Source organism: Rhodococcus sp. EPR-134, assembly GCF_001647205.1.
Lineage (GTDB): Bacteria > Actinomycetota > Actinomycetes > Mycobacteriales > Mycobacteriaceae > Rhodococcus_F > Rhodococcus_F qingshengii.
This window is the reverse complement of sequence record NZ_LVCT01000769.1, coordinates 1-19,731: the sequence shown is the minus strand read 5'-3', so window position 1 is coordinate 19,731 and position 19,731 is coordinate 1. Positions and strand designations below refer to the sequence as shown.

General features: G+C 62.8%; 21 protein-coding genes. 5 read left to right on the top strand and 16 right to left on the bottom strand.

Features of this window, described 5'->3' with window-relative positions; all coding sequences use genetic code 11:
- Nucleotides 1-59: 59 nt before the first annotated feature.
- The 3 genes from A2J01_RS32990 to pafA form a co-directional block, all read right to left on the bottom strand.
- Nucleotides 60-1,037: a helix-turn-helix transcriptional regulator gene (locus A2J01_RS32990; protein WP_030536343.1), complete on the bottom strand. Its 978-nt coding sequence runs from the start codon at nucleotides 1,035-1,037 to the stop codon at nucleotides 60-62.
- Nucleotides 1,037-2,047 (bottom strand): helix-turn-helix transcriptional regulator, encoded by a 1,011-nt coding sequence (locus A2J01_RS32985; RefSeq protein WP_042919732.1) that lies wholly within the window; start codon nucleotides 2,045-2,047, stop codon nucleotides 1,037-1,039. Before A2J01_RS32985 ends, A2J01_RS32990 begins: the two co-directional genes overlap by 1 nt.
- Nucleotides 2,048-2,157: 110 nt before the next feature.
- Nucleotides 2,158-3,516 (bottom strand): Pup--protein ligase, encoded by a 1,359-nt coding sequence (gene pafA, locus A2J01_RS32980; protein ID WP_007729869.1) that lies wholly within the window; start codon nucleotides 3,514-3,516, stop codon nucleotides 2,158-2,160.
- Nucleotides 3,517-3,660: 144 nt separating this feature from the next.
- Here pafA and A2J01_RS32975 point away from each other — a divergent pair, with 144 nt between their 5' ends.
- Nucleotides 3,661-5,079, top strand: coding sequence for a bifunctional phosphatase PAP2/diacylglycerol kinase family protein (locus A2J01_RS32975; RefSeq protein ID WP_007729871.1), 1,419 nt, complete (start codon nucleotides 3,661-3,663; stop codon nucleotides 5,077-5,079).
- Between the two features lie 37 nt (nucleotides 5,080-5,116).
- Here the strand turns inward: A2J01_RS32975 and prcA are convergent, their stop codons facing one another.
- The 4 genes from prcA to dop all read right to left on the bottom strand — a co-directional run bounded on the left by prcA (nucleotide 5,117) and on the right by dop (nucleotide 8,598).
- Entirely contained in the window at nucleotides 5,117-5,884 is a 768-nt protein-coding gene (prcA, locus tag A2J01_RS32970) for a proteasome subunit alpha (RefSeq protein ID WP_003945006.1), read from the bottom strand.
- A complete protein-coding gene (prcB, locus tag A2J01_RS32965) occupies nucleotides 5,881-6,759 on the bottom strand; it encodes a proteasome subunit beta (RefSeq protein WP_054187394.1) in 879 nt (292 codons plus the stop codon). The genes prcA and prcB overlap by 4 nt, the downstream gene beginning before the upstream one ends.
- On the bottom strand, nucleotides 6,756-6,950 hold the full coding sequence (locus A2J01_RS32960; protein ID WP_003944925.1) for a ubiquitin-like protein Pup: 195 nt from the start codon (nucleotides 6,948-6,950) through the stop codon (nucleotides 6,756-6,758). The genes prcB and A2J01_RS32960 overlap by 4 nt, the downstream gene beginning before the upstream one ends.
- A 148-nt stretch (nucleotides 6,951-7,098) precedes the next feature.
- Entirely contained in the window at nucleotides 7,099-8,598 is a 1,500-nt protein-coding gene (dop, locus tag A2J01_RS32955) for a depupylase/deamidase Dop (protein WP_003944852.1), read from the bottom strand.
- Between the two features lie 58 nt (nucleotides 8,599-8,656).
- Here dop and A2J01_RS32950 point away from each other — a divergent pair, with 58 nt between their 5' ends.
- A complete protein-coding gene (locus A2J01_RS32950; protein WP_007729886.1) occupies nucleotides 8,657-9,214 on the top strand; it encodes an NUDIX hydrolase in 558 nt (185 codons plus the stop codon).
- A gap of 51 nt (nucleotides 9,215-9,265) precedes the next feature.
- Here A2J01_RS32950 and A2J01_RS32945 read toward each other — a convergent pair whose 3' ends face one another.
- Nucleotides 9,266-9,943 carry a TIGR00266 family protein gene (locus tag A2J01_RS32945; RefSeq protein ID WP_003944961.1) on the bottom strand — a complete coding sequence of 226 codons (678 nt, stop codon included), beginning with the start codon at nucleotides 9,941-9,943 and terminating at the stop codon, nucleotides 9,266-9,268.
- 117 nt (nucleotides 9,944-10,060) lie between these two features.
- The gene (gene arc, locus A2J01_RS32940; RefSeq protein WP_003944870.1) at nucleotides 10,061-11,836 is read right to left on the bottom strand and encodes a proteasome ATPase; all 1,776 of its coding nucleotides are present in this window, start codon (nucleotides 11,834-11,836) and stop codon (nucleotides 10,061-10,063) included.
- Between the two features lie 195 nt (nucleotides 11,837-12,031).
- Between arc and A2J01_RS32935 the strand changes: the two genes are divergently transcribed.
- Entirely contained in the window at nucleotides 12,032-12,556 is a 525-nt protein-coding gene (locus A2J01_RS32935) for a hypothetical protein (RefSeq protein ID WP_003944789.1), read from the top strand.
- Nucleotides 12,557-12,620: 64 nt separating this feature from the next.
- Here the strand turns inward: A2J01_RS32935 and A2J01_RS32930 are convergent, their stop codons facing one another.
- Nucleotides 12,621-13,595 carry a tRNA (adenine-N1)-methyltransferase gene (locus tag A2J01_RS32930; RefSeq protein WP_218960111.1) on the bottom strand — a complete coding sequence of 325 codons (975 nt, stop codon included), beginning with the start codon at nucleotides 13,593-13,595 and terminating at the stop codon, nucleotides 12,621-12,623.
- Between the two features lie 87 nt (nucleotides 13,596-13,682).
- On the opposite strand from A2J01_RS32930, the gene A2J01_RS32925 reads away from it, so the two are divergent.
- On the top strand, nucleotides 13,683-14,573 hold the full coding sequence (locus A2J01_RS32925) for a RecB family exonuclease (protein WP_370852750.1): 891 nt from the start codon (nucleotides 13,683-13,685) through the stop codon (nucleotides 14,571-14,573).
- A gap of 1 nt (nucleotide 14,574) precedes the next feature.
- Nucleotides 14,575-15,384 (top strand): thioesterase family protein, encoded by an 810-nt coding sequence (locus A2J01_RS32920; protein WP_003944950.1) that lies wholly within the window; start codon nucleotides 14,575-14,577, stop codon nucleotides 15,382-15,384.
- A 46-nt stretch (nucleotides 15,385-15,430) separates the two neighbouring features.
- On the opposite strand, the gene hisG is transcribed toward A2J01_RS32920, so the two are convergent.
- From hisG to A2J01_RS32890, 6 genes are all read right to left on the bottom strand, one after another.
- Nucleotides 15,431-16,282 carry an ATP phosphoribosyltransferase gene (gene hisG / locus A2J01_RS32915; protein WP_003944905.1) on the bottom strand — a complete coding sequence of 284 codons (852 nt, stop codon included), beginning with the start codon at nucleotides 16,280-16,282 and terminating at the stop codon, nucleotides 15,431-15,433.
- A 97-nt stretch (nucleotides 16,283-16,379) separates the two neighbouring features.
- Nucleotides 16,380-16,643 (bottom strand): phosphoribosyl-ATP diphosphatase, encoded by a 264-nt coding sequence (locus tag A2J01_RS32910; protein ID WP_003944933.1) that lies wholly within the window; start codon nucleotides 16,641-16,643, stop codon nucleotides 16,380-16,382.
- 59 nt (nucleotides 16,644-16,702) lie between these two features.
- Nucleotides 16,703-17,563, bottom strand: coding sequence for a pseudouridine synthase (locus A2J01_RS32905; protein ID WP_047270562.1), 861 nt, complete (start codon nucleotides 17,561-17,563; stop codon nucleotides 16,703-16,705).
- A gap of 57 nt (nucleotides 17,564-17,620) precedes the next feature.
- Nucleotides 17,621-18,481, bottom strand: a complete 861-nt coding sequence (gene trhO, locus A2J01_RS32900; protein ID WP_042450983.1) for an oxygen-dependent tRNA uridine(34) hydroxylase TrhO — start codon at nucleotides 18,479-18,481, stop codon at nucleotides 17,621-17,623.
- 12 nt (nucleotides 18,482-18,493) lie between these two features.
- Nucleotides 18,494-19,192: an HAD family hydrolase gene (locus A2J01_RS32895; protein ID WP_042450985.1), complete on the bottom strand. Its 699-nt coding sequence runs from the start codon at nucleotides 19,190-19,192 to the stop codon at nucleotides 18,494-18,496.
- Nucleotides 19,185-19,731 (bottom strand): vitamin B12 dependent-methionine synthase activation domain-containing protein (locus A2J01_RS32890; RefSeq protein WP_331715323.1); only part of this gene is annotated, 547 nt, incomplete at its 5' end. The genes A2J01_RS32890 and A2J01_RS32895, both read right to left, overlap by 8 nt.

Here is a 19,731-nt window from a genome sequence, read left to right as displayed (position 1 = left end):
AGCTACCTTTTACCTGTTTGTTTCCTGCGAACTCACTGAACGTGAAGTTTCCCGAAGTTTTACGAACCGATTACGTCATAGGCGTCGAGCGCCGCAACGGCTCGATCATGGACTTCGGAGACCAGTTCCGGCGGATGAAGGACCCGAACGCCCTCACCGAATCCCAACACCAGCCTTGCCATCCATTCAAGTGTTCCGAAACTCATCGTCGCCTCGACCGACCCGTCGTCGTTCACGTGCTCGACGTCCAACGGGTAGTAGTCGAGCATCCACACCCACTCTTTGGTGATGAACAACCGCGCTTCCGGAAGGGAACCGTCGCCGCTGAACAATTCGAGATTCGAATCCTCCTCGAGGGCCTGCGGCGGCGGGTCGGCGGGCTCGTCGAGTTGGACGGCGGCGTCGATCCGATCGAATCTGAACAACCGCACGCCCTCGGCTTGACGGCACCACGCCTGGAGGTAGCTGTAGTTGTCGACCAACACGATACGAACGGGGTCGACGATGCGCTCGGAGACCGCGTCACGCGAGGCCGAGTAATACGTCAATCGCAGGGCGGTCTTGTCTGCGAGCGCGGCTCTGACCGTCGCGGCTATCGGGTCTTCGGCGATGTCCGGCGCAGGCGATGTGTCCCGGTCCTGACCGATGGCTCGTGCCGCGGCCGAGCCTGCTGCGTCCTCGATCTTCGCGATGGCACGCTGCGCCGAGGACGGATCGACCATGCCCGGCATTTCCACCAAGGACCGCAGGGCGATCAGCAACGCCGTCGCCTCCGTCGAGGTGAGGCGCAACGGGCGATCGATCCCGGCCGAGAACGTGACCTCGATACTTTCCTCGGAGAAGGACAGGTCGATGAGATCACCGGGACCGTAACCGGGCAGTCCGCACACCCACAGTTGATTGAGGTCGGTCATCAGTTGAGTGGTGCTGACACCGAGCTCCTCGGCGGCCTCGGCGGGACTGATGCCAGGATTCGCGATGAAGTACGGCACGAGGTTGAGCAGCCGTGCCAACCGCGACGACAGTCGATTGCTCATCAGTGGTCCCCCTGTCCATGGCCGGTGATCGGGCTCGCCGCGGCGGCGCGCAGCTTCGCGACGACCTCAGCACGCAAATCCGGTGGGTCCAGCACCAATGCGTCCAACCCGTGACCGGCGATCAACCGAGCGGTCCATTCCCAGGATCGAACGGGGATGGCCAGCACGCTGCCGTCGCGATCGGTCAACCGCCGTTCGGACGACGACGTCGCAAGCCGCCGAAGCTCATGGGCGCGGCCGTCTGCGACCCATACCGTAGCCGTCCCGGTCACGACGCCCGAACCGGTCACGCGATCGACGACCTCGCGAAGGTCGACACCTTCAGGTTTGTGAACCGAACCGGCCGGGCCGAACTCCCTGACGTCGTCACCGATCCGTGAGAGCCGGAAGGTCCTCACCGCATCACGGTCGACGTCGTGCCCGACCAGGTACCACTTGCCGTTGTGCGTGACGACGCCCCACGGCTCGACGGTGCGCTCGGTGAACGGTTCGTTCAATGCGCCGCGGTGCTGAAAATGAACTGCTCGGCCGGCGTCGACCGCTGCAAGAAGCTTGCCGAGCGCGGGCTCCGAACCGCGGGTGCGCGCGGGAATCGCGGTGACCGGGGCGGCACTGACTTCTGAGTCGACCTGGACGCCGGCCGCTCGGAGTTTGAGTAGTGCACTCTGGGCTGCCGAAATCAGTTCCGGCGACTCCCACAACTGCACCGCGACGGCGACTGCAGCAGATTCCTCGCTGGTGAGGTCCACGTCCGGAAGCTCGTAGGCATTGCGATTGATCCGATACCCCTCGACGGTCGAGAACCGTCCTGCCAGACCGGTTTCCAACGGGACACCCAGGTCACGAAGTTCGTTCTTGTCGCGCTCGAACATGCGACTGAACGCTTCGTAGTTCGCGGAATCGTTGTACCCGGCCACACTGTCACGGATTTTCTCCGCCGTGAGGAACTGTCTGGTGGACAGCAATGCGATCACCAGGTTCATCAACCGCTCGATTTTTGATGTCGCCACGCCGAAATCCTAGTGGCTATCCGATAACCGAACGCGCGCCGGACACTTTCGTGCCCGGCGCGTCGCCGCAAAACAGACCTGCCGTCTTGTACATCTCGAAATTGAGTGACCTACATCGAAGCGATCAAACGCTCGACACGCTCGTCGACGGAGCGGAACGGGTCCTTGCACAGCACCGTTCTCTGCGCCTGATCGTTGAGCTTGAGGTGAACCCAGTCGACTGTGAAGTCCCGGCCTGCTGCCTGGGCTGCGGTGATGAAGTCGCCCCGCAATTTGGCGCGCGTGGTCTGCGGCGGATTCTCGACGGCGTCGTCGATCGTTTCGTCCTCGGTGACCCGCTTGACCAAGCCCTTGCGCTGGAGAACGTCGAAGACACCCCGGCCGCGTTTGATGTCGTGGTACGCCAAGTCGAGCTGCGCGATCTTGGGATCGGACAGATCGAAACCGTGACGGTCCTGGTAGCGCTGGAACAGCTTGCGCTTGATGACCCAGTCGATCTCCGTGTCGACCTTCGCAAAATCCTGAGCTTCGACGGCGTCGAGGGTGCGACCCCAGAGATCGACAACCTGCTCCACCTGCGGGTCCGGTTCGCGGTTACGAAGATGTTCGACCGCCTTGGCGTGGTACTCGCGCTGAATATCGAGAGCACTGGCCTGACGTCCACCAGCAAGGCGAACCGGCTTTTTACCGGTCACGTCGTGACTGACCTCGCGGATGGCACGAATCGGGTTGTCCAAAGCGAAATCGCGGAACGACACCCCGGCTTCGATCATCTCGAGCACCAGTGCGGCAGAACCGACCTTGAGCATCGTCGTCGTTTCGGCCATGTTCGAATCGCCGACGATCACGTGCAGGCGGCGGTACTTCTCGGCGTCGGCATGCGGTTCGTCGCGGGTGTTGATGATCGGACGCGAGCGAGTGGTAGCCGACGAGACGCCCTCCCAGATGTGTTCCGCGCGCTGCGAGAGGCAGAACGTCGCGGCCTTCGGAGTCTGCAGTACCTTTCCGGCGCCGCAGATCAACTGGCGCGTGACGAGGAACGGCAACAAGACATCCGAAATGCGGGAGAACTCACCGGCGCGCGCGACGAGAAAGTTCTCGTGGCAGCCGTACGAGTTTCCGGCCGAGTCGGTGTTGTTCTTGAAGAGATAGATGTCGCCACCAATACCCTCCTCGGCGAGTCTCGCCTCGGCGTCGATCAGCAGTTCTTCGAGCACACGCTCACCGGCACGGTCGTGATTGACCAGCTGGATGAGGCTGTCGCACTCGGCCGTCGCGTACTCCGGGTGCGAACCCACATCCAGGTACAAGCGAGCTCCGTTACGGAGGAAGACGTTGGAGCTGCGACCCCACGACACGACACGACGGAAGAGGTAACGAGCAACCTCGTCGGGGCTCAGTCTCCTGTGCCCGTGAAAGGTGCAGGTAACGCCGAATTCCGTCTCGATACCCATGATTCGTCTCTGCACACTTCGACAGTACAACCAGAATGCGAGGTTCACCCGTGTACTTCGATCGCGTCGTAAGTCACGACTCGACAACGTCGGGCGGCAGCATAGTGTGACGGTGTGAGCCTTATTCGCCGAAAAGTTGTCCGAAGCGACGTCAAAGTCATGGAAAGCACTGGAGCACTGCGCCCTTCCGTGCTCGACCCGACCATGCGGTTTCTCTCCAGAGCCGCCGATCACGGCGTTTTGTGGATGGTTGTCGCCGCCTTGCTCGCGATGATCGGCGGGCGGCCCCGTAGGGCAGCAGCACGCGGGCTGCTCGCACTGGCCGGTTCCAGCGCGCTGGCCAACGGCATACTCAAGCCCCTCTTTCCACGCCGACGCCCACCGGCACGCGTCTGGCTGAGCCCGAAGCGAGGCGTCGACATTCCGACGTCGTCCTCGTTCCCCTCCGGACATTCGTCTTCGGCCGCGGCATTCACCGCGGCAGTGGCCATGGAGTCCCCGGTTGCTGGAGCTGCTCTCGCACCACTGGCCGCAGCAGTGGCGTACTCACGCGTTCACAACGGAGTCCACTGGCCGTCCGACGTCTTCGCAGGCCTCGCGGTCGGCGGTGCTATCGCTGCCGGCACGCGTCGTTGGTGGGCGGTGCGCGACGAAGAACCCGCCGAACTCGGACCCGAGTGCGTGGTTCCCGCGCTCCCGCGCGGAGAAGGCTTGTTGGTCTTCACCAATCCTGGTTCAGGCTCCGAGGACGACGGGATCGTGGAATCGATTCGAGAACTACTACCGGAAGCGATCGTCTACGAGTTCGACGCGGACATCGACTTCGACATGCAGATCGATGCCAAGATCCCCGAGCTCTCGCCGAAAGCGTTGGGTGTATGCGGCGGCGACGGAACAGTGGTCACGGTCGCGACCGCGGCGACAAAGCACGAGCTACCACTTGCGGTTTTTCCCGGCGGAACATTGAACCATTTCGCCCGCGACGTCGGGGCGGTGAATGTCGAGGAGACCGCACAGGCAGTCGAGTCCGGTCAGGCGGCATTCGTCGACCACGCGGTGGTGCGCACGGATTCCGGAGTGACTGCACGGTTTCTCAACACAGCCAGCCTCGGTGGATACCCGGATGCTGTGCGCCTGAGGGAAAAATGGGAACCACGATTCGGTAAGTGGCCGGCCGCAGGAGCCGCGATGATCCGGGTTCTCGCAGCGGCGGAGCCGATGACGGTGACCATCGACGGGAAGCGGACCACAATCTGGATGCTGTTCGTCGGAAACGGGCGATACTCCCCCGCCGATCAGGTGCCGATGTCGCGTCCGGAGATGAACCGTGGACTACTCGACGTCCGCTATCTGCGCGCGGACAAGAAATTCTCGCGCTCACGTCTGCTGTTTGCGGCTGCCACAGGAACATTGGGCAGCTCGCGGGTCTACGTTCGCGAACTCGTCTCGTCGATGTCGGTTCGAGTCGCCGATTCACCGGTAGCCATCGCCACCGACGGTGAAGTGGTGGCAGACGCGCGCCGGTTCGATTTCGACACCGAACCGGGCGCGGTGGCCGTCTACCGAGTCACTCAGTAACTCCAGACCTGCAGTAACTCCCAGACCTACGGAGTATCTACGAGGGTGCGTCGCCGTTTGCCGGCGGCGCATCCTCGACTGCTGCCGGAGCTGGAAGCATCTCTTCCAAAACCGTTCCAGCGATCCGTTTGAACGCACGGCGTGGACGATTGCTGTCGAGTACGGCAACCTCGAGTGCACTCACATCGAGAGTTCGTGGTTCCGCCTCAGTGGTTCCGGCCGGTGCCGGGCCGCCCTTTTGGAGCGCCCCGACTGCAATCCGCACTGCGGATTCGAGGTCGAGGTCTCGCTGGTACGACTCGCGCATCGCCGTCACGATCGGTTCGGTCGTGCCGCCCATGACCACGAATTCCTGCTCGTCCGCGATGGATCCGTCGTACGTGATCCGGTAGAGCTGAGCCGGCGTACTGCTTCCGAAGCGACCGATCTCGGCAACACAGATCTCGACCTCGTACGGCTTGGGCTGCTCGGTGAAGATCGTTCCCAGGGTTTGTGCGTACGCATTGGCGAGAGAACGCCCGGTGACGTCCCGACGGTCGTACGAGTACCCACGCATGTCTGCGTGGACGATGCCCGCGCGGCGCAGATTCTCGAACTCGTTGTACTTGCCCACTGCCGCGAATCCGAGACGGTCGTACAGTTCGCTGACCTTGTGCAGAGCACGCGACGGATTCTCGGCGACAAAGAGCACTCCGTCGCGGTAGGTGAGAACGACGACGCTGCGCCCGCGGGCAATTCCCTTGCGCGCCAATTCCGAACGATCGCGCATGATCTGTTCGGCGGATGCGTAATACGGCATCGTCATAGCGCAGACTCCCCTTCCGGACTCGCGGTCGCCGTGCGAGCCGCGACGATCTCCCTGGCGATCTCGGCAGCCCTGGTGGGCGACAACTCCACAGCGCCGGCCGAGGTGATGGTGACCGCCGTCGGATAGATCCCTCGTGTCAGATCAGGACCACCGGTAGCCGAATCGTCATCTGCCGCGTCGTAGAGCGCCTCGACGGCGAACCGAAGCGCGGTGTCCTCGTCGATTCCCGGTGAATACAGCTTCTTGAGCGCCGATTTCGCGAACAGGGAGCCGGATCCGACTGCGTGATAGCCCGCGCGCTCCTCGTATCGCCCACCGACGACGTCGTAGGAGACGATGCGACCGGCGGTGGACGGATCGACCGCGTCCAGGTCGTAACCCACGAGCAGTGGTACAACCGCCAAACCTTGCATCGCTGCTCCGAGATTTCCTCGAACCATCGACGAAAGTCGATTGGCCTTGCCGTCGAACGTGAGTGGGACGCCTTCGATCTTCTCGTAATGTTCGAGCTCGACCGCGAAGAGCCGGACCAGTTCGATTGCGATCCCGGCCGTACCGGCAATACCCGCAGCCGAGTAGTCGTCCGTGACGTACACCTTCTGCACGTCACGGCTGGCGATGAGATTGCCCATCGTCGCTCGGCGATCACCCGCGAGCAGAACACCACCCGCATAGCTGATCGCGACGATGGTGGTGCCGTGCGGAGCTACGTCTCCCCCGCCCATGACAACACCTCCTGTGTCGGCGAAGCGGTTCTGCGGAAGATGCTCCGGTGCATGCACCCGAAGGTATTCCGAGAATGACGACAGATTCGAGCCGAAGCTCAACCGTGTGTCCCCGTCTGTGATCCGGGGCGCGCGATCCACCGTCACTGGCCGCCCTTCTGGACGTAGGCACGGACGAAGTCCTCGGCGTTCTCTTCCAACACGTCGTCGATCTCGTCGAGCAGGTCGTCGGTTTCTGCAGCGAGCTTCTCGCGACGTTCCTGGCCGGCACTGCCGTCGCCACCAGTGGTTTCGTCGTCTTCGCCGCCACCGGCACGCTGCGTCTGTTCTTGAGCCATCGCCGTCGACCTCCTTGTGTGAAGGGAGCTCTCGCGAGCATCCTGTTCGGCCCAGCAGAGTCGGTAACTGATCCCGCTCGGACCTTCACCCTACCGAGCGGCACCGTCAGGTGTGGAGAGACGCGACGGCGAGCCGCATCGGCTGATTTCAGTGAGTGAGCTGATCAACCAGTTCCGCGGCGCTGTCCACGGAGTCGAGCAACGCTCCGACGTGCGCTTTGGTACCTCGAAGCGGCTCGAGGGTGGGGATACGGATCAACGATTCACCGCCGAGATCGAAGATGACCGAATCCCAGCTCGCGGCCGCGATATCGGCACCGAATCGGCGTAGGCACTCGCCCCGGAAGTATGCGCGAGTGTCGGTGGGAGGGTTCGTGACCGCGTCGAGAACCTGCTGTTCGGTGACAAGCCGCTCCATGGAGCCGCGAGCAACCAGGCGGTTGTACAGGCCCTTGTCGAGTCGCACGTCGGAGTACTGCAGATCCACCAGATGCAATCGCGGCGCCGACCACGCGAGTCCCTCACGATTGCGGAACCCTTCGAGCAGACGCAGTTTGGCCGGCCAGTCGAGGATGTTCGCGCACTCCATGGGATCGCGCTCGAGGAGATCGAGAACCATCGCCCACTTGGCGACGATATCGTCCGCTCGCGGATCACGATCGGTCTCACGGTCGAGGAACTTCGAGACACGTTCGAGGTAAATGCGTTGCAGCGCAAGCCCTGTCAGTTCACGTCCGTCGGCCAGCGCAACGGTCTTGCGCAGAGTGGGGTCGTGACTGATGTGGTGGACGGCCGTGACCGGACGCGCCAGTTGCAGATCGGTGAGGTCGACACCTGCCTCGATCAGGTCGAGTACCAGCGCCGTTGTTCCAACCTTGAGGTACGTCGACATCTCCGCGAGGTTCGCGTCACCGATGATGACGTGCAGGCGGCGATACTTGTCCGCATCCGCGTGCGGTTCGTCGCGGGTGTTGATGATTCCGCGCTTGAGAGTGGTCTCGAGGCCTACTTCGACCTCGATGTAGTCGGATCGCTGCGAAAGCTGGAATCCGGCCTCGTCGCCGGACTGACCGAGACCCACACGACCGGAACCGCAGATCACCTGCCGGGACGCGAAAAACGGCGTCAATCCGGTCACGATCGAGGCGAACGGGGTCTCACGTGAGCAGAGGTAGTTCTCGTGCGTGCCGTACGAGGCACCCTTGCCGTCGACGTTGTTCTTGTACAGCTGGAGCCGAGGCGCACCCGGCACGCTGGATGCGTGCCGCGCAGCCGCTTCCATGACGCGTTCGCCGGCCTTGTCCCAGATCACGGCGTCGAGCGGGTCGGCGACCTCGGGCGCCGAATACTCCGGATGGGCGTGATCGACGTACAACCGTGCCCCGTTGGTGAGAATCATGTTCGCGGCGCCGATCTCGTCCGCGTCGATCACCGGCGCGGGACCGCTCATTCGCCCCAGATCGAAGCCTCGGGCATCTCGCAGCGGAGATTCGACCTCGTAATCCCAGCGTGTGCGCTTGGCCCGTGGCACGCCCGCTGCGGCGGCGTAGGCAAGCACCGCCTGGGTTGAAGTGAGAATCGGATTCGCCGACGGCTCACTGGGTGAAGATATTCCGTATTCGACCTCGACACCGATGATCCGCTGCATGACACAAGAGCCTATGTGATTGCGGCGCGGCACCCACAGGCGTGGCACAGTTGGAGGAATGCACCAACCTCTCACCGCAGACCTGAATCCCGCGGACGAGGTAGTCGCCGTGTACGACCGGACGGGTAATCCGATCGGCCGAGCACCACGTTCGGTCGTCTACTCGGGTGGGCTCTGGCACGCGAGTGCGGGCGTCCTGGTTCGTACCGGGGACGGCTCCCGCATCTACGTCCATCGCCGAACCGACACGAAAGCGGTGTTCGGGGGCTATCACGACTGTCTTGCCGGAGGTGTCGTCGATCCAGGTGAGACGCCGCAGGAAACTGCGATCCGTGAAGTCGGTGAAGAACTCGGAATCTTCGGAACTGCAGACCAGCCACTCCGACTGACGGAGATCGCTCGAAAATCCTGGGACGGCGAGTGGAACAACTCTCCGTTGCGCTGTCACCTGTTTGCGTTCGAACTCAGATACGACGGACCGATGGCACATCAGCCCAGCGAGATCGCCGAAGGTTGGTGGTGGACGCCGAAAGAACTCGGCGCCCACCTGCAGGACCCGTCGTGGCCGTTCGTTCCGGACTCACGCGCGCTGCTGGCCGACTATTGCTGGAGCTGAACACCGCTGGGACTGAACACCGCTGGGACTGAACACTGGTGGGACCTGTGATCAGCCCGGGGTGATCGCCGAGAGCCAAGCAGCGAACGCGCTGGGGTTGCGGGTCTGCGCGAGAACGCGTCCTGGGCCGGTGAAGTCGAAGACAAATCCTTCACCGGACTTCATCGACTGAATGGTGCGCCCCTGAACGGCGCGCCGCATGTTGAAATTCATGCCGAGGTCGTAGGCGACCACGTGACCGGTATCGATCGTGACTGTCTCGCCTGGCTGCAAGTCGATGACGTCGATCGCGCCGTAGACGGCCAGCACTACTTCACCGTCGCCACTTGCCCGCAGGCCGAAGCCTCCCTCACCGCCGAAGAGGTTGGACATGCCGCCCCACTTGGACTCGACCGTCACACCGTAGGAGTTGGCCAACCAGGTTCCACGGTTGAGGAAGAACGGGCGATCAGAGGTGATGGTCAGCGGGATCAGATCTCCGGGAAGCACACCAGTCACGTCGACCCAACCACCTTGCGGCGGAGCGGTATACGTCGTGACGAAAAATGATTCGCCACTCAGCATCGACCGCTTGAGTCCCTGCAGGACGCCGCCCTGCGCCTTCGCTTCGAGTACTACGCCGGCAGAATGCGCGAGCATCGCCCCGCTCTCCACGCGCAACGGTTCGCCGGGCGCGAGGTAGCAGCGAGCGACTGTGGACGACGGATTGTGTCGAAGATGTATCTGCACGGCGGGACTCTAAACCAGCGCGACCGACCGGTCCAATCGCAACGAGTCAACGGCAGCGACGCAGAGATCGGGCCGACAACTCTCGCGGAGTGGCCGGCCCGATCGATGTTCGTTTCGCTACAGGTACTGGCCCGTGTTCGACTCCGTGTCGATCGCGCGGCTTGCACTGGCGTTCTTGCCCGTGACGAGAGTGCGGATGTAGACGATCCGCTCCCCCTTCTTGCCCGAAATACGTGCCCAGTCATCAGGATTGGTGGTGTTGGGCAGATCCTCGTTCTCGGCGAACTCGTCGACGATGGAATCGAAGAGGTGCTGCACACGCAAGCCCGGAGCACCGGTGTCGAGCACAGACTTGATCGCGTACTTCTTGGCGCGGTCGACGATGTTCTGGATCATCGCCCCCGAGTTGAAGTCCTTGAAGAACAGAACTTCCTTGTCGCCGTTGGCGTACGTCACCTCGAGGAAACGATTCTCTTCGCTCTCCGCGTACATGCGATCGACGACGCGAACGATCATCGCCTTCAAGCAGGCAGTGCGATCTCCACCGAACTCGGCGAGGTCGTCCGCATTGATCGGCAGACCGTCCACCAGGTACTTCGAGAAGATGTCCTGAGCCGATTCCGCGTCGGGGCGCTCGATCTTGATCTTCACGTCCAGTCGGCCGGGACGCAGGATGGCCGGGTCGATCATGTCCTCACGGTTGGAGGCGCCGATGACGATGACGTTCTCGAGCCCTTCCACGCCGTCGATCTCGCTGAGCAGCTGCGGAACAACCGTTGTCTCGACGTCGGAGGAGACTCCCGAACCACGGGTACGGAAGATCGAGTCCATCTCGTCGAAGAAGACGATCACCGGCGTGCCCTCGGACGCCTTCTCACGAGCACGCTGGAAGATCATCCGGATGTGACGCTCGGTTTCGCCGACGAACTTGTTCAGAAGTTCCGGGCCCTTGATGTTCAGGAAGTAGGACTTGGCGTCCTTGCTGTCCTGACCGCGAGCTTCGGCGATCTTCTTGGCCAACGAGTTGGCGACGGCCTTGGCGATGAGCGTCTTGCCGCAACCAGGCGGACCGTAGAGCAGTACACCCTTCGGCGGCCTCAGCGAGTACTCGTGGAACAGATCCTTGTGGAGGAACGGGAGTTCGACGGCATCACGGATCTGCTCGATCTGACGCCCGAGACCACCGATGTCGTCGTAGTGAACGTCCGGAACTTCCTCGAGAACCAGATCTTCGACCTCGGCCTTCGGGATGCGCTCGAAGGCGTACCCGGCCTTGGTGTCGACGAGCAACGAGTCACCCGGACGCAGTTTCCTGGTCGGAGAATCGGCGTCGTACGCGATGATGTCGGCTTCGGGGTCGGCGAAGACTGCCGCCAACGGTGCTGCGAGCCAGACGATGCGCTCTTCGTCGGCATGGCCGACCACCAGTGCGCGCAAGCCGTCGTCGAGTACCTCACGGAGCGTGCTGATCTCACCGACCTGCTCGTAAGTGCCGGCCTCGACGATGGTGAGTGCCTCGTTGAGGCGAACCGTCTGCCCGAGGGCGAGGGTGTCCGTGTCGATGTTCGGTGAGCACGTCAACCGCATCTTGCGACCCGACGTGAACACGTCGACGGTCTTGTCCTCGTGTACCGAGAGAAGGACTCCGTAACCGCTCGGCGGTTGACCGAGTCTGTCGACTTCTTCACGAAGCGCGATGAGCTGCTGACGGGCCTCTTTGAGGGTGTCCATCAACTTGCTGTTTCGGATGGACAACGAGTCCACCTTCGACTCCAGCTCACGCACCTGCTCCGGCGATTGTGCAAGTTGTCGGCGCAGTACTTGTGCTTCCACTCGTAGCGCGTGGAGTTCTTCTGCTGCCGCAACCGAATCCGGGTTCTCTGTCGAGCTCATGTGCGTCTCCTCCCAGTGCGATCCATCAACGCTACCGGCATAAGGCCCCAACTGTCGCCAGACACGGTGCGCGAGTGCGAATTCACACCTGCGCGCGGACCGTGCCGACTGGTCTCGAGCCAGAATTTGGTCATGTTAGCCTTGCCTACAAGATGGAGACAGCGCCTGTCTCTCTTTACAACGAAAGGTAACGCTGTGATCATCCGCAAGACTCTCATCAGCGCTTGTGCTGTCGCTGCCGTCCTGACCATGGGTGCATGCAGCTCGGACGACAACAAGGATTCGACGGCTGCAAGTTCGACTTCCGCCGCCGCCTCGAGCACCACGGCCAAGGCCTCGGCTTCCGCCACGACGTCAGCTGCCGCTGCCGCAGCGGCTCCGACGGCCGAGGAGCTCAACGCTTCGCTCGTCGCTCTGATCGATCCGGCCAAGCCGATCGAGGAGAAGACCGCTCTGGTGGTCGACGGAACCAAGCGTCAGGCCAACATCGAGACGATGAGTGCTGCGCTGGGCGGTAACCCTGCCTACGCGATCACGTTCAACGTGGACAACGTCAAGGTCGACGGTCAGACCGCAACCGCAGACGTCGCCGTCGTCAGCCCGCACGGCGCCGCCCCGGCCACCCCGTGGACCTGGGAGCTCGAAGACGGCTCCTGGAAGCTGTCCGACACCTCGGCTTGCGTGCTCCTGGAAATGGGCCGCGCTTCCTGCACCGCATAACTTCCAGCTACTACAAGAGCGGCGATCCGGATACCGGATCGCCGCTCTTGCTGTTTTCGTGTGACTACTTGGCCGCGGTGTTCGAGCCCTTGCCCGCACGCCGCTGCGGCTTCGGGGTGACAGTTCCTTCGGCGAGACGACGAGCGCTCACGAGGAACGCGGTGTGGCCTTGCATCCGATGTTCGGGGCGCACCGCCAAACCGACGACGTGCCAACCGCGCACGATCGATTCCCACGAGCGTGGCTCGGTCCAGCATTCCTGCTCGCGCATCGCCTCGACGACCTTCGAGAGCTGAGTAACGGTCGCGACGTAGACGATCAACACGCCGCCCGGCACGAGTGCCTTCGAGACGGCAGGCAGGACGTCCCACGGGGCCAGCATGTCGAGGACGACGCGATCGACCTTGCCTCCGTGCGCTTCCGGATCGAACTCGGCGAGATCGGCGATGGTCAGTTCCCAGTTCGGCGGACGTTCCCCGAAGAAGGTCTCGACGTTGCGAACCGCATGTTCGGCATGATCGTCGCGGACCTCGTAGGAGATGACCTTGCCCTCGGGTCCGACGGCACGCAGCAGCGAACATGTCAGTGCGCCGGAGCCGGCTCCGGCCTCGAGCACGCGTGCTCCTGGGAACACGTCGCCTTCGTGGACGATCTGAGCTGCGTCCTTCGGGTAGATGACCTGGGCACCGCGCGGCATGGACAGCACGTAGTCCACCAGCAGGGGGCGCAGTGCGAGATAGGGCGTGCCGTTGACCGACTTGACGACGCTGCCCTCGTCGGCACCGATCAGATCGTTGTGAACGATTCCGCCCTTGTGGGTGTGGTATTCGCGGTTCGCCTCGAGAACGATCGTGTAGTGGCGTCCCTTGCCGTCGGTCAGCTGTACTCGGTCGCCGACGCGGAACGGACCTGACGGCCGCTTGCCCGGCGCAGTGAGATCAGCTTCTGGAAGCTCTTGTTCGGGAATCTCGGCGACAGCGGACTGCGCAACCTCATCCACTTCGGTCGTGCCTTCTTCTGGTTGCAGCTCGTTCGCCATGCGCAGATGATCCCTGTTCGCTTGTTTCCGGTGTCCTCGCCACCGGCTCCGACGGAGTTGTCGGACCAACCGCATAGCCTGCCAGGTGTGAGCTCTGTCGAATTGCCAACCCCCACTCCAACGGGTGCAACATCACACGAGCGCCCGCGTAGTCGGCCGGCGCTCTCTCCGTCTCGGGCGGGTGACTACAAACAATGCCCCCTGCTCTATCGCTTCCGAGCAGTCGACAGAATTCCGGAAACGCCAACCAGAGCCCAGGTCAGAGGCACCGTCGTACACGCGGCACTGGAAGCACTGTTTGCACTCCCGACCGGTCACCGGGTTCCCGATCGCGCAGCCGAACTCGTCCGTCCCGCGTGGGAACGTGTCAGTGCCGAGTCTCCCGAGGCCGCTGACCTTGTTCCGGAGGGCGAGCTGGATTCGTTCCTCGACGAAGTCGGCAAGCTCGTCGCGACGTACTACACGCTCGAAGATCCCACTCGATTCGATGCCGAGGCGTGCGAGGTCTACGTCGAGACCGAATTGGAGAACGGCGTTCGACTCCGCGGCTTCGTCGACCGGATAGACGTTGCACCGACGGGTGAGGTGCGGGTGGTCGACTACAAGACCGGAAAAGCGCCTCGCGAGTTCACCGAATCCAAGGCGCTCTTCCAGATGAAGTTCTACGCGCTCGTACTGCTGCGCACTCGCGGAATCGTTCCCGCACAACTGCGCCTGATCTATCTGGCCTCCGGCTCGATTCTCACGTACGCCCCGGATCACGACGAGCTCATCCGATTCGAGCGAACCCTCTCCGCCATCTGGAAAGCGATCCTCGCAGCAGGTGCGACCGGAGACTTCAGACCCAAGCCTGGCAAACTGTGCGACTGGTGCGATCACAAGTCACTGTGCCCCTCGTTCGGCGGAACACCTCCGCCGTATCCAGGTTGGCCGGACCTGCTGAGCACCGAACCTGTTGCCGCAAAGGAGAATTCATAACATGACGGACAGTTCGTACTACCGCTACCTCGGAACGACGGAGGAAGGGCACGAGCGGTTCGCGAGCACGCAGGCAACTGTCAGCATCTGGGGCCCGACACTGCAGCACGGCGCTCCCCCGTCGGCGCTGTTGGTACGAGCCCTCGAGCGGTGCGGTGCGCGCGACGAAACCCGTCTGACGCGCGTCGTCGTCGAGATTCTCGGACCGATTCCGATTGCCGACCTCGAAGTCCGGTCCTGGATCGAACGACCCGGTCGCCGAATCGAATTGATCGTCGCCGAACTGTGGGCAACCACCGCCGACGGATCTGCACGCGCGGTTGCGCGCGGTACGGCGTGGCGGATGGAGACGGTGGATACCGGCGACGTCGTCCACGTAGTCGATCCCCCGCTCGAACCCCGCGACAGCGGCACCCCGGGCGTTCTCGAGGGTCTGTGGAGCGTCGGCTATCTCAAGACCCTCGACTGGTCCTGGATTGCTCCGATCGGGTGCGTGGGAACCGGCAAGGTATGGGCGCGCCCCAAGCCAGAGCTGGTCGAGGGTGAGAAGATGTCTGCTCTCGAGCGTTTGTTCGCGGTGGCCGACATCTCAAACGGGGTCGGCGCCAAGCTCGACCCGGAGCACTGGACGTTTCTCAACACAGATCTCACGGTGCATATCTTCCGTGTGCCCGAGGGAGAGTGGGTCGGTGTCGCCGCCGAAACCACAACGGGTCCGGACGGCGTCGGCATGTGTGCGGGCGTGCTCTACGACGAGCAGGGTGCCGTGGGCCGTATCGCCCAGACTTTGCAGATTCGCGCCCGTTCCTGATTTCCAGGAACGGGCGCGAATGCGCGTAAATCTATTCAGGCAGTGATCAGAAAGCGCGTACCGAGCGGATGTTCGACGCGAGGATGGCCTTGGCACCGAGTTCGGCCAAGGCATCCATCACCTGGTTGTGTCCCTTGATCGGGACCATCGCGCGAACCGCGACCCAGTCGGGATCGGCCAACGGTGAGAGGGTCGGCGATTCCATACCGGGAGTCATCTTGATGGCGTCGTCGAGGATGGTGCGCGGGCAGTCGTAGTCGATCATCAGATTCTGCTGCGCGAAGACAATTCCGCGTACGCGTTCGATGAGCTGGTTGCGGGCGGGATCGTCCTGCGGAGCGCCGGTGCGCTCGATCAGGACACCTTCGGAATCGCAGAGCGATTCACCGAAAGCCACGAGGTTGTGTTGGCGGAGAGTACGACCCGATCCGACCACGTCGGCGATCGCGTCGGCGACGCCGAGCTGAATCGAGATTTCCACTGCTCCGTCGAGACGGATGACGGTGGCGTCGAGTCCGCGATCTGTGAGGTCCTTACGGACCAGGTTCGGGTACGACGTTGCAATGCGCAGGCCGGACAGATCCTCGACGGCCCAGTCCTTGCCGGCCGGTGCTGCGTAACGGAACGACGAACGGCCGAAGCCCAGTGACAGACGCTCGGATACGGGAGCACCCGAGTCGCCGGCGAGATCACGACCGGTGATGCCGAGATCCAGCTCACCGGAGCCGACGTAGATCGCAATGTCCTTGGGGCGCAAGAAGAAGAACTCGACCTGATTGGCCGGATCCAGGACCGTCAGATCACGGGAATCGGTGCGTCGACGGTAGCCGGCCTCGCTGAGAATCTCGGCGGCGGACTCGGACAGTGAGCCTTTGTTGGGAACTGCTACGCGCAGCATGGTGGATGTCCTTTCGGAAGGTGTGGGTGACGTGAGACGACATGAATCGGAAGCCCTGGACGAGCGAGACGGAGTACACCTCGCTGGTCAGCTCCGATCACAGATGTCGGTACACGTCCTCGAGGGTCAGTCCGCGACCGACCATCAACACCTGCGTCCAGTACAGCAGCTGGGAAATTTCCTCGGCGAGCTGCTCATCGCTCTGGTATTCCGCAGCGATCCACACTTCACCGGCTTCCTCGATGACCTTTTTGCCCTGAGCATGCACACCGGCGTCGAGGGCGGCGACAGTGCCGGACCCCTCGGGGCGAGTAGCAGCGCGCTCGGTCAATTCGGCGAACAAGGATTCGAAGGTCTTCACGGGTAGCTATTCTTTCACGAGGACGGAAGCGGTTTTCACACGCCCACGAACAGCGGTGTTCACAAGCCTGCGTCGAGGCTGCGCGAACTCACGAACCTGCGGGTCTGCCCGGTGATCGGATCCGGGTACTCCAACGCTCGCGCCAACAATCGCAACGGAGTCGAGAAGTCACCGGGCACTGCGGGCAGATACTCCGGATAGTAGTTGTCACCGACGATCGGGACGCCCAGCGAGTTGAGGTGCAGCCGAAGCTGATGGGTCCGGCCGGTCCGTGGGAGCAACCTGTATCGCCCGAGCGTCCGGCCAGCCGAGTCGGTGATCACCTCGATCAGTTCGATCGAGGTCTCACTGTTCGGCTCGCCCGCGATTTCGGTAGCCGTCATCTCGCCGTGAACTTTGTTGATGCGGCTGCGCACCGTGCGAGGGAAAGTCAGTTCCGGATCGAAGCCCGCAATCGCCTCGTACTCCTTGACGATCCGCTGCTCGGCAAAAAGTTCCTGGTACGGCCGTCGTAGGTCCGGTGTCACGGTGAACACGATGACACCCGCCGTCATCCGGTCGAGGCGGTGAACTGGCGCAAGATCCGGAAGGTCCAGGTCACGACGCAGGCGCACGACTGCGCTTTCGACGATGTGCGCTCCCCGTGGAATGGTCGCCAGGAAGTGCGGTTTGTCGATCACGAGAATCGAGTCGTCGCGGTACAAGATCTCGATCTCGTGCGGAACCGGAATCTCGGGGGCCGGCTCGCGGTAGAAGTACACGAACCGGGTCGGCTGATAGGGCGTTCGGCTCGTGATCTTCCGCCCGTGCTCGTCGACGACGTCCCCGGCGCTGACGAGGTCCGCCCACAGGTCCCGCTCCCCGGGATGCTCGCCGACCAGGTGCTCGAGGACGGTCCGCGCCGACGACTCCGCCGGCATCCGCAGCCGGTCAGGTCCGAGACCGTTTCGGATCGGCAACGGAGCCTTGGGCACAGCTCAGTCCTGCTCGAGGTCTGGTGAACAACTCTCGCAGAGCAATTCGAGGGTTCGGCCGTCGCCGTCGATCCGGTTGCGGTACCGCGGGGTCGGAGTACCACAATCGACACACACGCCGAGTGTCTTGGCTTCGGATGAGAACTCGATGTTCATCCGCTTGTCGAACACGTACAGGGAACCGTCCCAGAGGCCGCGGTCGCCGAAAGTCTCGCCGTAACGGACGATTCCGCCGTCCAACTGATAGACCTCGTCGAAGCCACGTGAGCGCATCAGCGAAGACAACACCTCACAGCGCACTCCGCCGGTGCAGTACGTGACCACGGCTTTGCCCTTGAGATGGTCGTATTTGCCACTGTCGAGTTCGTTGACGAAATCCCGAGTGGTGGCGACGTCCGGAACTATCGCATCTCGGAAACGGCCGATCTCGGCTTCGAAGGCATTGCGCCCGTCGAAGAACACGACGTCGTCACCGCGAGTGTCGACGAGTTCGTGTAGTTCCTTGGGCACCAGGTGAACTCCTCCGCCGACCACACCGTTCTCGTCGACTTTCAGCTCGTCGGGGGCACCGAACGTCACGATCTCCGAGCGTGCCTTGACACTCAGACGAGGGAAATCGTTCCCGAGGCCGTCCGACCACTTGATGTCAGCGGTACGGAAGGGTTCGTAACCACGCGTACCACGGACATATCGCTTGACATCCTCGATGTCTCCGCCGACCGTCGCGTTGATCCCGTGCGGCGAGACGATGATCCGGCCCGTCAGGTTGTTGGACTCGGCCAGGCTGTGCTGCCACAGCTTGATCGCTTCCGGGTCCGCCAACGGCGTGAACTGGTAGAAGAGAACAATTTTCGGAATAGCCACAGCAAATCCAGCCTAACGTGCCGCGCTCGAGTGAACGTCGTGAAGATCGTGAATGGACAAGTCCACCAGAGACTCTCGAAACACGCGTCCAGGGCCGGCCGGGACGTCGACCTCACACGGAACGACGAGCACCGCGCAACCCGCAGCGCTGGCCGACGCCGTGCCGGTCGGCGAGTCCTCGATCGCGAGGCACTGCGCCGGCTCGAGTCCGAGCAGATGCGCGCCGCGCAGGTACGGATCCGCTGCCGGTTTCCCGTTGGGGACCTCGTCGCCACACACCGAATGGTCGAAGAACTCACGGCCGAGCATGCCGAGTGCCCGATCGACCAGAACTCGCTCGGTGTTGGTGACCAGTGCAGAACGCAAACCACCGTCACGCACGGTCGACAGTGCGTCGCGAGCACCCGGCCGCCAGGTCACGCCGTCCTCGAACAGGTCGCCGACGCGGGTGTACATCCAGTCCTTCGCCTCGGCGATGGCATCGGGATGCTTCTCCAGGCCGAGCGCGTCGAACACCGTCGCAAGGGCGAAGGGACTCGACGCACCGATGACGGCAACGCGTGTCGCTTCCGTCATCGGTCCGCCCAGGCGTAGGGACAGCTCACGAAGCGCGATGTCCCACAGCTTCTCCGAATCGAGCAGGGTGCCGTCCATGTCCCACAGGACACCACCGAGCGTTGATTCGGATACTTCGGTCAACAACTCAGACATTGAAATACTTTGCTTCCGGGTGGTGCAGGACAAAAGCGTCCGTGGACTGCTCGGGATGCAGCTGCAGCTCCTCGGACAATTCGACGCCGATTCGTTCGGGTTCGAGCAACGCCACCAACTTGGCTCGATCCTCGAGATCCGGGCACGCGCCGTATCCGAACGAATAACGAGCGCCGCGGTACTCGAGATCGAAGTAACCGGCAACCTCGGTGGGATCCTGCTCCGCGACGGTGTGACCCTCGGGGAGCACTAGCTCTTCACGGACGCGTCGATGCCAGTACTCGGCCAGAGACTCCGTGAGCTGGACACCGATTCCGTGAACCTCGAGGTAATCGCGGTACGAGTTCGATGCGAACAACTCGTTGGCGAAGTCCGCGATCGGCTGACCCATCGTCACCAACTGGAACGGAAGAACGTCGACCTGCCCGGTGGCCTCGGCGTCCTTGCGCGAGCGAACGAAGTCCGCGATGCACAGAAAGCGGTCGCGGTGCTGGCGCGGGTAGGTGAACCGGAACCTTTCGGGTGCATCCGGTTTCGGC